We start from the raw sequence: 11,697 nt of genomic DNA on the forward strand, positions 1-11,697 counted from the left end.
CGCCGGAGCCCTAGGATGGCGTCATGACGGAGACGGCGAAACGACGGCCCGGACCGCGCATCGAGGAGGTCGCGCGGGTCGCCGGGGTGTCGAAGTCGACCGTTTCCCGCGTGATCAACGGCGAACCGTACGTCAGCACGAAGGCGCGCGAGGCCGTGCACGCCGCCATCGCGCAGCTGGGCTACTCCCCCAACCAGGCCGCCCGCGCACTCGCCGGGCACCGGGCGAACGCCATCGCGCTCGTCGTGTCCGAGCCGACCGGCCGGGTGCTCAGCGACCCGTTCTTCGCCGGGGTGCTGCGGGGCGTGCACTCGGAGCTGGCCGGGCGGCACGTGCAGCTGCTGCTGATGATGAGCCAGCCGTCGGACACCGGCGATCTCGTCGCGTACCTGGCGAGCGGGCACGCCGACGGCGCGTTGCTGGTGAGCCTGCACGGCGAGGATCCACTGGTGCCGATGCTGCACGAGATGGGGCTGCCGGTCGTGGTCGGCGGACGGCCGCTGGGCAGCACCAGCGTGCCGTTCGTGGACTCGGACAACTTCACCGGTGGCCTGGAGGCCGCGCGGCACCTGGTGTCGTTGGGGCGCACGCGGATCGGCACGGTCGCGGGCCCGAAGGACATGGCCGTGGGCGCGGACCGGCTCAGCGGGTTCCGGCGCGGGCTGAGCGAGGGGAAGGTCGCCACCGACCTGGTGGCGCACGCGGACTTCACCCCGGAGAGCGGCGCGCGGGCGATGGCCGAGCTGCTCGACCAGGCGCCCGACCTCGACGCCGTGTTCGTGGCGGCGGACATCATGGCGCTGGGCGCGTTGCAGACGCTGCACGCCCGCGCCAAGCGGATACCGGAGGACGTCGCCGTGATCGGGTTCGACGACTCGGTGCTGGCCGCGACCGCGACACCGCCGCTCACCACGATCCGCCAGGACGTCGAAGAGCTCGGCCGCACCATGACGTGGCGGCTGCTCGCGGAACTGGCCGGCGAAGAGGGCCTGCCGCCGTCGTTGCTGCTGCCGACCTCGCTCGTGCGCCGCGCCAGCGCATAACGAACTGAGAGCGTTCAGCCAGCCGCCTTGACTGCCCCAGTCTCGACGTCAAGACTTCGAACTGACTCTGGGAGCGCTCCCAGAATCGCCGCCGCAACCGTTGGAGCTCTTCCGTGCACCACCGCAGTGGGATCACCGTGCCCTCGACCAGGACTCCGGACACAACGCACAGGGCCGCCAGGTGAGCGTCCGGGCCGGCATCGACGAGGTCGCACGGCTGGCCGGGGTGTCGAAGTCGACCGTCTCCCGCGTGCTCAACGGCGCACCACACGTGAGCGAACGGGCCAAGGACGCGGTCCGGCGCGCGGTGGTGCAACTGGACTACACACCGAACCAGGCCGCACGGTCGTTGGCCGGTCACCGCGCGAACGCCATCGCGCTCGTGGTGTCCGAGCCGAGCGGCCGGGTGCTGGCCGACCCGTTCTTCGCCGGGCTGATGCGCGGGGTGCACGCGGAGCTGGCCGGCCGCACGCAGCTCGTGCTGATGATGAGCGAGCCCGGCGACGTGGCCGCGTACCTGACCGGCGGCCACGTCGACGGCGCGCTCGTGGTCAGCCAGCACGGGCACGACCCGCTGCTGACGTTGTTGCAGGACAACGGGTTGCCGGTCGTGGCGGGCGGTCGTCCGCTGACCGGCGGCTCGGTGCCGTTCGTCGACTCGGACAACTTCACCGGCGCCCTGGAGGCGACCCGGCACCTGATCTCGCTGGGCCGCAGCCGGATCGCGACCATCGCCGGCCCCGCGGACATGGCGGTCGGGCTGGACCGGCTGACCGGGTGGCGGCGGGCGATGAGCGGGCGGCCGGCGGACCTGGTGGCGGTCGGCGACTTCACGCCCCAGGGCGGTGCGGCCGCGATGACCGCGTTGCTGGACCGGGAACCCGCGCTGGACGCCGTGTTCGTGGCCGCGGACATCATGGCCGTCGGCGCGCTGCAGGCGTTGCGCGCGGCCGGGCGGTCGGTGCCCGGCGACGTGGCGGTGATCGGGTTCGACGACTCGGTGCCCGCGGTGCCGCCGTTGTCGACCGTGCGGCAGGACGTGGAGAAGTTCGGGCGCATGCTGACGTGGCGCCTCCTCGCCGAGATCGACGGCGAGGAGGGGCTGCCACCGTCGGTGCTGCTGCCTACCTCGCTGGTGCTGCGGACAAGCGCCTGACCAGCTCCACGAACTCCGTCACGTGCTCGCGGTGGGTGCGGTGGCTGAGCACGCACAACCGCAGCGCGTACCGGCCGTCGAGCCGGGTGCTGGACAGGAAGAACCGCCGCGAGTCGTTGATCGCGGTCAGCAGGCGTTCGCTGGTCTCGTCGTCGGCGCAGCGGAACACGACCACGCTCAGCTCCGAGGGCAACACCTCCAGGCCGTCGATGCCGTCGAGGGCGGTGCGGACCTCGGCGGCCAGGTCGAGCTTCTCGTCCAGCGCCGCGCGGAACGCGGCCACGCCGTGCAGGTGCAGCGGGAGCCAGACGCGCAGGCCGCGGAACTCGCGGGTGAGCTCGGGGCCGAGGTCGGAGTAGTTCGGGACGCCGGTGCCGTGGTCGAAGTCCTGCAGGTAGTCGCCGTCGGCCACGTGGGCGGCGCGCAGCCTGGCCTCGTCGCGGACGAGCAGGACGCCGGTGCCGTAGGGCAGGAACAGGCTCTTGTGCGGGTCCCAGGCGATGGAGTCGGCGCGGTCGACGCCGCGCAGGGCCTCCCGGCCGCGTGCGGTCAGCTGGAACGCGCCGCCGTACGCGCCGTCGACGTGGAACCACAGGTCCTCGGCCTCGGCGAGTGCGGCGATGTCGTCGAGCGGGTCGACGATGCCGGTGCTGGTGGCGCCCGCCGTGCCGACGACCAGGAACGGCTTCAAGCCCGCCCGGCGGTCCGCGGCGATCATCGCGCGGGCCTGGCCGACGTCCATGCGCAGGCCGGGGACGACGCGGACGCGTTCGGGCGGGAAGCCCGTGATGCGTGCGGCTTTGGCGACGCAGTGGTGGGTGTGCGCGGTGACGTAGACGACGCCCTCTCGGGCGACGCCGTGGTGTTCGCGGGCGGTGTGGACGGCGGAGAGCGTGGCGAGGGAGGCACCGGTCGTGAACACGCCGCCGGAGCCCTCCGGCAGGCCGAACTCGGTGCAGAACCAGCGGATCACGCTGTGTTCCAGCGCCACGAGCGCGGGTGCGGTGGAGGCGACGCCGGTGTAGCGGTTGGTGACCTGGGCCAGGAGCTCCGCCAGCGCCGAGCTGTACAGACCGCCGGTCGGGAAGTAGGCGAGGAACCGCGGGCCCGCGGTCTCCACGGCCTGGCGCGCGGCCTCTCCAAACTGCGCCAGCAGGTCGGCGAGCTCACCGGGTGTCTCGGCCGGTGACGGGGGCATCACGGCCGGGCCCGGTGTGGAGGCGGGCGCGGCCTCCAGCCCCTCCACGAACTCGTCGACGAACGCGGTGACGGTCTTGGTCCACTCGGCTCTGGTCTCGCGGTCCGGTTGCAGCATGAGCACACGGTACGAATCACGCCGGACCGCGTGCTCGCGGGTTTCCGTCTTACAGCTCCGTGTTGATGATGGCCTCGACCAGCACCTCGCCGTCGTCGGTCAGCGTCACGCCGTCCCGGTCGATCGTGAGCAGCCCGCGGTCCTGCAACGACGTGAACTTCTCCAGCCACGGCGGGTCGAACAGCGACCGGCCGAACCGGGCGCGGTGCAGGTCGTCGCGCACCGGCTGCAACGTGGACAGCGCCATCTTCACGCTCCTGGCCTCCTGCGCCTCGCCGGTGAACCGGGTCGCGGACCCCAGCGGCACCCGGCCGGCCTCGACGGCTTCGACGTAGGACTTCCACTGCACGTCGGTGATCGCCTCCGAGGCGCGGCAGCTGGAGCTGCCGCCCAGGCCGATCGCGACCTCGGCCTCCTGCCGGTCCTGGTCGACCATGATGGACTTCCACTTCTCCGGGCCGAGGCCGTCGCGGGCGAAGTACATCGTGGGGTGCTCGGTGTAGCCGGCGGCGCGCAGCCCGTCGGTCAGCACCTCGCGCATCCGGTACTGCTCGACCAGGGCCGGCCAGCGGTGGCCGTTCTGCACCAGCTTCTCGCGGTAGGCGGGCAGCTGCCACGGCGCCGGTAGCTCACCGGCCACCCCGGTCCGGGTGTCCGCATAGGACTTGAGGTGCAGCTTGGTGCAGACGACGGCGGTGATCTCCTCCTCCAGCACGACGTCGAGGTCGCGCCGGACGCTGTCGACGGTCTGGTCGAGCAGGCCGTACATCAGGTCGATGCTGATCCACTCGAAGCCGGCCTTCTTCGCGTTGCGCACGAAGTCGACGCACATCTGCGAGGTGTGCTCACGGCCGCACTCGCGCAGCACCGGGTCGTCGAACGACTGCACGCCGCTGGACAGCTTGGTGCAGCCCAGCTCCCGCAGCGCGTCGAGCTTCTCCGGCGTGAACGTGCTGGGGTCGCCCTCGAACCGGATCGTGGTGTCGTCGGTGAAGCCGAAGTTGTCCCGGTAGAAGTCGAGCAGGCGGCGGATCTGGTCGAGCGGCAGCAACGACGGCGTGCCGCCGAAGACGTTGAACTCGCCGACCGGGGCCTTGGCGAGCTCGGGCACGCGGGCGAGCCACAGCTGGGCCTCGCGGATGTTCCAGTCCACCCACCTGGTCAGCTTCTCGGTGGCGTTGGCGCCCTTGACCAGCACGACCGGGTACTGGCAGAAGCGGCACTTGTAGGCACACGTGGGGATGTAGGACCACAGGTGGATGGGAGCGGTGCCGACGAGCTGGTCGCTCAGGTCGTCGAGGAAGCCGTCGACCGGGTAGCCGGGGACGTTGCCGGGGAACACGTGCGCCCCGAACGGGTCCTCGGTCACGTAGTCGAGCAGGTGGGCGTTGGCCGGGTTCTGCAACGCCGGCCACACCCTGGGTTCGCGGTCCATCAGAACACGCCTCCGTTGCCGAAGTGGTTGTGCGCCTCGCCGGACTCCCGGTCCTCGCAGTAGTACTTCACGAACTCCGCGAACCGCTCGCGCGGCACGTCGGCGAAGCACTCCGGCAGCGGCGGCGGGTAGCCGATGTCCTCCCCCACGGTCGCGCGCAGCCGTTCGAAGAGCTCGTGGCGGAACTCCAGGTACAGCCGGTAGGACGGCGTCTTGTAGGAGTGGATCGGGGTGAAGTCCACGACCCGCATCTCGTCCTTGATCTCGGCGATCCGGCGGCCGAGCCGGTCGGCCAGGTCGGCGCCGAAGAACGCGGTCACCGCGTCGTCGTCGAGCAGGGACGGGGTGAGCAGGACGGGCAGGATCGTGTTCTTCGGCGTGAAGTCCTTGATGGAGAACTCCCACGCCTGCACCGCTTCTTCCTCGGTGAGGTCGGCGGTCTGCGCCTCCGTCTCCGGGCGGATGTCGCGCATCACGATGATGCCGTCGGAACCGTAGGCGCGGCCGGTGATCACCTCGTCGATGGCGTGGTTGACCCGGCGCGGGTTGATCTCGACCTTCGACAGCGGCGCGTAGGTGATGTCGTAACCGGAGCCGCGGACCTTGATGCCGAAGTCCCAGTCGTCGGACAGGTGGTTGACGAACCGGCCGTTGTGCAGCTGGTAGCAGATCTCGATGCCGCCGACCCGTTCGTAGGCCTCGCGTTCGACCGCGAACCCCTTGCCGTCCGGGAAGCCGCCGAACAACGCGAACGTGACGGCGCGGCACCGGAGCGTGCGCTGGATGGCGTCCCACAACCGTGGCCGGCCGACGAAGTGCTCGGGGTTGTAGTAGTAGTCGCACACGCCGATCGCGGCTTTGTCGTGCTCCATCACGGCGAACAACTCGGCGAGCCACCGGCGGTCGACGCGGCAGTCGGCGTCGGCGGAGACCAGGTAGAACCGCTCACCGGGCTCCTGCCGGGCACGGCTGCGTTGTGCGGCGTAGTCCATGCCGGCCTTGCGCGCGCAGGCGACGCCCTGCTCTGGTTCGGAGATCACGTGCAGCGCGAGGTCGGGGTGCTCGGCGGCGAAGCGGTGGGCGATGGCGACCGTGTCATCGGTGGAGTTGTTGTCCACCAGCACGATCTCGTACCGGTCGCGGTCGATGCCGTCCTGCTCGTGCAGGCTGGTGAGCACGGCGTCGAGGTTGGCCGCCTCGTTGTAGACGGGCAGGACGACGCTGAGTCTGACGTCCGCGCCCATGGCGGGCGGGAACAGCCGGTCGACCAGCTCGTTCGCCGCGGTCCGGCTGTGCACGCCGAGCTCCTGGTTGTGCGCCACCACTTCCGCCCTCCTCCGCGCGTCGGTCATCAGCTCGTGCACTTGCCTTGCGAACTCTTCGGTCGGCAGGTCGTGGGTCAGGATGTCCAGCACCGGCGCCCTGAAGCCGGGGTAGACCGTGTCGTACAGGGCGTACCGGCTGGCCGCGTACGGCACGCCGGCGGCGACGGCCTCGCTGATCGGGTTGCCGTAGCTCTCGTAGTCGTACGACGTCAGGAACGACACGATGTCCGCGTGCGCCAACAGGTCCCGCACCGAGAACGAGGTGCTGGCCGACTCGGCCTGGGTGAGCGTGCCGCCGAACACCACGCGGCGGGTCAGGCCGAGCTCTTCGGTGAGCCCGCGCAGCTTCCGCGTCTCCGCGGGGTGTTCGGCCGTGTCGCCCGCGATGAACAGGTGCACGTTCTCCGGCAGCAGCTTGAGCAGGTGCAGGTCCCGGTCGATGCGCTTCTGCGGGATGATCCGGGTGAACCGCGCGATCAGCTTCGCGTCGTCGGGGATGCCGTGGTGGCGCTTGAAGTCCGCGCGGCCGTTGCGCTGCGGCGGGCTGAACGTGTTCGGCAGGACGTCGAGGTTGCGCAGGTGCGGCTGCCACTCCAGTGTGCGCCGCCTGGCTTCCTCGTGCAGCGCGAAGTAGTGGATGTGCGGGGAGTTGCGCATCCGCGGCGTGCCGGGATAGGGGAAGGTGCCGTACTTGCCGGGTTCGCTCTGCCACATCATGTCGTGGTCGCGCCAGAACACGTAGCGGCCCAGCGCGTGCCGGGCGCCGTAGCGTTCGATCGCCTGGTAGAGCGCCGTGGTGTAGGCGACGTTCTCGGGCAGCGTGCCGTTCTCGACCATGACCATCGTGACGCCGCGGTCCTCCCAGGTCCGCTCGATCCTGGCGGCGATCCGGTCGGCGACCTCCCGCACCCGCGGAACCTCGTTGCGCTGCACCGCGGCCAGCGTCGCGGCGACGAAGTCCTGGTCGTAGCCGCTGACCTCGGCCAGGCCGTCGACGCGGTCCAGCGTGACCCAGTCCGGCACCTGTTCGCCGCCGTAGGGCCGGAAGAACAGTCCTTTGTCCGCTTTGACGTCGTACCCGAGGTCGAGGTGGATCCGGTGGCCGCGGCCGGCGAACAGCTCGGCGGTCTTCACGAACTCGACCACCACGCCGGACATCGCGGTGGCGTCGAAGGACACTCCCCACAGGACGGCCATGAGCACCCGCTTTGGTCGGAACCCCATCCACGACCGAACCTAATCCGAAAGCGCTCTCCCGACAGTTCGGCGTCTCAGCAGGCAGCCTGAGGAAAGGGTTTCATCGCCGATCTGGCACTGCGCGTGACACGTACTCGCCATTAACACCCGCTTGGCCCAATCTCGCGGCACCGCCGGTAACGCTGCGCTGCCGTTGTCGATGGTCAGGCGTACCGACCCTGGCAGCGAGGAGCGCGCAGTGATCGAGAACTCGGCCGCCGGCCTGGTGGTGGTGCCCGGCGAGGTGGCGGTGACCGTGACCCGCGAGGAGCACCACCAGGACGCCCTGGCCCGGTACGCCGTGCCCGCCGACGTGGCGCGGTACGTGGCCGTGCACCTGACGTGGTGCGTGATCGGCGCGGGCAGACATCGCGGGCAGCGGGGCATCGAGGTGCGGCTGGACGGGCAGCGGGTCGGTGAGCTGACGTTCCTGATGTCGCAGCGGTACGCGCCGTTGCTCGCACAGGTGGAGTCCGGTGGCGGTGCGGTCGGGTGTGCGGCCTCGGTGCAGTTGGGGCCGAACGGGTTGCTGCAGGTCGTGCTCCGGCTGCCCCGCGAGGTGCCGCGCGGTGCGGTGGTGCCGGCCGCGAAGCGGAGGTCGTGGGTCGCTCCGGTGGCGATCGGTGCGGCGAGCGTGCTGACGTTCTTCGTCGCGATCGGTGCGGTCGGGGCGGCGCTGGACCCTCCGGCGCACCAGGCCCCGCCTCCGGCCGCGGCGCCGGTGACGACGACTTCGGCCGTGGCACCGTCGAGGAGCACCACCACGACCACGACGACGACAACTACCACCACGACGACAACGACAACGACGACCACCACCACTCCGCCGGCCGTCGCGCAGCCGAAGCCCGAGCCGAATCCGCAGCCGCAGACGCAGGTCCAGGCGCAGACCCAGGCGGCCCCGGTGCCCGCGCCCCGGCCGGAACCGGAACCGGCACCCACCCCGCAGCCGAGTTGCGACCCGAACTACAGCGGGTGCGTGCCGATCGCGTCCGATGTGGACTGTGCGGGCGGCAGCGGGAACGGGCCCGCCTACGTCGTGGGACCGATCCGGGTCATCGGCAGCGACATCTACGGGTTGGACAGCGACCACGACGGCATCGCCTGCGAGTGAGCGGGGCAGCCGGACGACCTCGACGAGGAGCAACGGGAGCCGGGCGGCGAGGCCGCAGCCGCGTTCGACCGTGCCTACGGCCTCGTTCCCGACCCCCCGGGTTGTACCGCCGGCGGAGTTCTATCCCTGCTCGTACGGCGTGAGCTCGCCCGCCTCGACCTTGAACGGCAGGTGGTTGCCGGCGGGCGGCAGCGGGCAGGTGGCGAAGGCCGTGAACGCGCAGGGCAGGTTCTCGGCCCGGTTGAAGTCCAGCACCACCTTGCCGTCGACCGGCTTGGCCGAGATCTCCCGGTTCGCCGCGTAGGTCGTGACGCCGCTGGTCTCGTCGGTGAACAGGATCGTGATGCCACCGTTGACGCCGTTGAACGCCGTCAGCGTGTGCTCGGTGCCGTTGTGCGTGAACCGCACACGCCCCGGTGCCTCGTACACGTGGCTAAGCCCCTCCACGACCGCACCGACAGTCGTCGGCACAGGGGTGTCGAACGGCTCGTAGACGCCTTCGAGCACCCATTCCTCGCTGGGCTCGTACGACGGGACGCCCCGGAAGTTCTTCAGCACCTCGGCCTTCGGGTCGTGGACGCGGATCAGGTACCCGCCGCGCCTGGCGATCTCGATGTCCACCTCACCGGCACGGACCCGCGTGCCGGGGCCGCTCTGGACCAGCTTGAAGCTCGTGGGTTCGGTGATCGCCACACCGTCGTGCGTGACGTCCGCACCCTGCGGGTCGAAGTGCGCCTCTTCGTCGTCCTGCCACCACAAGCCCGGGATGCCGTCATAGGCGCGTGGCTTGGTCTCCAGCCAATCGAGCGAGACCAGCGCCAGCCATCCGTACGGATCGGCCAGGCCGCGTTCCCGTTCCGTCTTCCACGTCTGCCAGTCTTCCGCGAAGCCGCTCATGTCTGAGCAAACGATCGGCGCGCTCGGTCACTTCCCTGTTCCAGTTCGTGGGAACACCCAGCTCCCACCGGATCGAGTCGCGCGTCCTGGTGTCGAACCAGGCACCCCAGGCTCATGAGGCCTGGGTGACCACCGGATCCCGCGCGTGGGGTGACCGACCGGACTCGCACCGGCTTCGACCAGGACCACAACCTGGCGCCTCGACTGCTTCGGCTTCGGTCACAGCTGCCCGTCGAGGACTCGAACCTCGATCTCCGCGTCCAGAGCGCGGCGTCCGTGCCTATTGGACCAACGGGCATTGAAAAAGCCGCTCGTCGCGGTGGCGACGGGCGGCTCCCCGGTTCAGCTGACGCTCAGGTCAGGTCGGGGAGCTCCGGCGGCTGGTGCATGTGCTGGTGCTGCATCACAACCGCCTCCCCTCGGGTTCGTTGCCACAACTCTGCCGCGCGCCACTCGTCCGGGTCAACGCATTTACCGAATCTATGAAAAAGTTTGCAAGATTAGGGCCAGATCTCAAGTAATCCTCATGGCGACTTGCGGAAAACTTTTGCAACGACTTTCCTGGACCGCTGACACACCCCACGGAAGGCAAGGACATGTCCCAGGACTGGTGGCGACACGCCGTCATCTACCAGGTCTACGTGCGCAGCTTCGCCGACTCGAACGGCGACGGCGTCGGCGACCTGCCCGGCATCCGCTCACGCCTGCCCTACCTCCGCGACCTGGGCGTCGACGCGGTGTGGATCACGCCGTTCTACGCCTCGCCCATGGCCGACGGCGGGTACGACGTGGCCGACTACCGCGCGGTGGACCCGCTGTTCGGCGGGCTCGACGACGTGCGGTCGCTGATCGACGACGCCCACGGGCTCGGCATCCGCGTGATCGTCGACATCGTGCCGAACCACAGCTCCGACCAGCACGCGTGGTTCCAGGAGGCGCTCGCGGGCCGCGGTCGTGAGCGCTACGTGTTCCGCGAGGGCGTCGGCGACCAGCCGCCGAACGACTGGGAGTCGGTCTTCGGCGGACCGGCGTGGACGCGGGTCGAGGACGGGTCCTGGTACCTGCACCTGTTCGCGCCCGAGCAGCCGGACCTGAACTGGGACCTGCCCGAGGTGCGCCAGGAGTTCCTGTCGGTCCTGCGGTTCTGGCTCGACCTCGGTGTCGACGGGTTCCGGGTGGACGTGGCGCACGGGATGGTCAAGGCCGAGGGGCTGCCGGACATCGGGCACGCCGACCAGCTGAAGCTGCTGGGCACGGAGCCGTTGCCGTTCTTCGACCAGGACGGTGTGCACGAGATCCACCGCGAGTGGCGTGCGGTGGTGGACTCCTACCCCGGCGAGCGCGTGCTCGTGGCGGAGGCGTGGACGCCTTCCGCCGAGCGCACGGCCATGTACCTGCGTGCCGACGAGATGCACCAGGCGTTCAACTTCCACTACCTCACGGCCGAGTGGAGCTCCGGAGCGCTGCGGTCGGTGATCGACTCGTCGCTGGCGGCGGTCGCCCCCGTCGGCGCGCCCACGACGTGGGTGCTGTCCAACCACGACGTTCAACGGCACGTGACGCGGTACGGCGGCGGCGAGACCGGTGTGCGGCGTGCGCGCGCTGCGCTGGCGTTGATGCTGGCACTGCCCGGATCCGTGTACCTCTATCAGGGCGAGGAACTCGGTCTGCCCGAGGTGCTCGACCTGCCGGACGAGGTGTTGCAGGACCCGATGTGGGAACGGTCCGGGCACACCGAACGCGGCCGTGACGGCTGCCGGGTGCCGCTGCCGTGGTCGGCGTCGGGCCCGTCCCTCGGCTTCGGCACCGGCGGGTCGTGGCTGCCGCAGCCCGCGGACTGGGCGAAGCTGAGCGTCGAGGCGCAGCTGGGCGACCAGGACTCGATGTTGTCCTTCTACCGCACCGCTTTGCGCGTGCGGCGCGAGCACCCGGCGCTGGGTGCGGGCGACGGCGTGACGTGGGTGGACGGTCCCGCGGACGTGCTGTGGTTCCGGCGCACGCGCGACGACCGGGAGATCTCCTGCGTGGTCAACCTCTCCGGTGAGGTGGTCGCGCTGCCCGATCCCGGCGCGGTGCTGCTGGCGTCGTCGTACTACGGCGTCCGGGACGGGTCGCTGCTGCTGCCGCCGGACACCGCGATCTGGTTCTGACCTGTCTGTTTCCTGAGTTCACCGAA

8 protein-coding genes and 2 tRNA genes are annotated in these 11,697 nt (G+C 70.3%); 4 read left to right on the forward strand and 6 right to left on the reverse strand.

Translation table 11 applies throughout. The annotated features are described in order from the left end of the window. Positions 1-23: 23 nt before the first annotated feature. Together ADL03_RS05105 and ADL03_RS05110 are read left to right on the forward strand one after the other, a co-directional pair. Entirely contained in the window at positions 24-1,043 is a 1,020-nt protein-coding gene (locus ADL03_RS05105; RefSeq protein ID WP_053732197.1) for a LacI family DNA-binding transcriptional regulator, read from the forward strand. A 181-nt stretch (positions 1,044-1,224) separates the two neighbouring features. Continuing rightward, positions 1,225-2,199, forward strand: a complete 975-nt coding sequence (locus ADL03_RS05110; RefSeq protein WP_053732283.1) for a LacI family DNA-binding transcriptional regulator — start codon at positions 1,225-1,227, stop codon at positions 2,197-2,199. Here ADL03_RS05110 and ADL03_RS05115 read toward each other — a convergent pair. The 3 genes from ADL03_RS05115 to ADL03_RS05125 are packed head-to-tail and all read right to left on the reverse strand — an operon-like array spanning position 2,168 to position 7,498. Beyond that, positions 2,168-3,514 carry an aminotransferase class V-fold PLP-dependent enzyme gene (locus tag ADL03_RS05115; protein WP_053732284.1) on the reverse strand — a complete coding sequence of 449 codons (1,347 nt, stop codon included), beginning with the start codon at positions 3,512-3,514 and terminating at the stop codon, positions 2,168-2,170. The genes ADL03_RS05110 and ADL03_RS05115 overlap by 32 nt on opposite strands. 49 nt (positions 3,515-3,563) lie before the next feature. Next, entirely contained in the window at positions 3,564-4,949 is a 1,386-nt protein-coding gene (locus tag ADL03_RS05120; protein ID WP_053732198.1) for a radical SAM protein, read from the reverse strand. Then, positions 4,949-7,498 (reverse strand): glycosyltransferase, encoded by a 2,550-nt coding sequence (locus ADL03_RS05125; protein ID WP_197288096.1) that lies wholly within the window; start codon positions 7,496-7,498, stop codon positions 4,949-4,951. The genes ADL03_RS05120 and ADL03_RS05125 overlap by 1 nt, the downstream gene beginning before the upstream one ends. A gap of 211 nt (positions 7,499-7,709) precedes the next feature. Between ADL03_RS05125 and ADL03_RS50680 the strand changes: the two genes are divergently transcribed. Beyond that, positions 7,710-8,624, forward strand: a complete 915-nt coding sequence (locus ADL03_RS50680; protein WP_369808935.1) for a hypothetical protein — start codon at positions 7,710-7,712, stop codon at positions 8,622-8,624. A gap of 120 nt (positions 8,625-8,744) precedes the next feature. On the opposite strand, the gene ADL03_RS05135 is transcribed toward ADL03_RS50680, so the two are convergent. The 3 genes from ADL03_RS05135 to ADL03_RS05140 form a co-directional block, all read right to left on the reverse strand. After that, the gene (locus ADL03_RS05135) at positions 8,745-9,521 is read right to left on the reverse strand and encodes a DUF1684 domain-containing protein (RefSeq protein ID WP_053732199.1); all 777 of its coding nucleotides are present in this window, start codon (positions 9,519-9,521) and stop codon (positions 8,745-8,747) included. 146 nt (positions 9,522-9,667) lie between these two features. Continuing rightward, positions 9,668-9,744 (reverse strand) — tRNA-His (locus ADL03_RS46565). A 2-nt stretch (positions 9,745-9,746) separates the two neighbouring features. Next, positions 9,747-9,819 (reverse strand) — tRNA-Gln (locus ADL03_RS05140). 298 nt (positions 9,820-10,117) lie between these two features. On the opposite strand from ADL03_RS05140, the gene ADL03_RS05145 reads away from it, so the two are divergent. Then, the gene (locus ADL03_RS05145; RefSeq protein ID WP_053732200.1) at positions 10,118-11,671 is read left to right on the forward strand and encodes a glycoside hydrolase family 13 protein; all 1,554 of its coding nucleotides are present in this window, start codon (positions 10,118-10,120) and stop codon (positions 11,669-11,671) included. The last annotated feature ends 26 nt before the right edge of the window (positions 11,672-11,697 follow it).

This window comes from Nocardia sp. NRRL S-836 (assembly GCF_001279525.1).
Taxonomy (GTDB): Bacteria; Actinomycetota; Actinomycetes; order Mycobacteriales; family Pseudonocardiaceae; genus Lentzea.

Coding starts and splice junctions, on each gene's coding strand:
- ADL03_RS05105 (WP_053732197.1), top strand. CDS start 24: ATGACGGAGACGGCGAAACGACGGCCCGGACCGCGCATCGAGGAGGTC.
- ADL03_RS05115 (WP_053732284.1), bottom strand. CDS start 3,514: ATGCTGCAACCGGACCGCGAGACCAGAGCCGAGTGGACCAAGACCGTC.
- ADL03_RS05120 (WP_053732198.1), bottom strand. CDS start 4,949: ATGGACCGCGAACCCAGGGTGTGGCCGGCGTTGCAGAACCCGGCCAAC.
- ADL03_RS05125 (WP_197288096.1), bottom strand. CDS start 7,498: ATGGGGTTCCGACCAAAGCGGGTGCTCATGGCCGTCCTGTGGGGAGTG.
- ADL03_RS05135 (WP_053732199.1), bottom strand. CDS start 9,521: ATGAGCGGCTTCGCGGAAGACTGGCAGACGTGGAAGACGGAACGGGAA.
- ADL03_RS05145 (WP_053732200.1), top strand. CDS start 10,118: ATGTCCCAGGACTGGTGGCGACACGCCGTCATCTACCAGGTCTACGTG.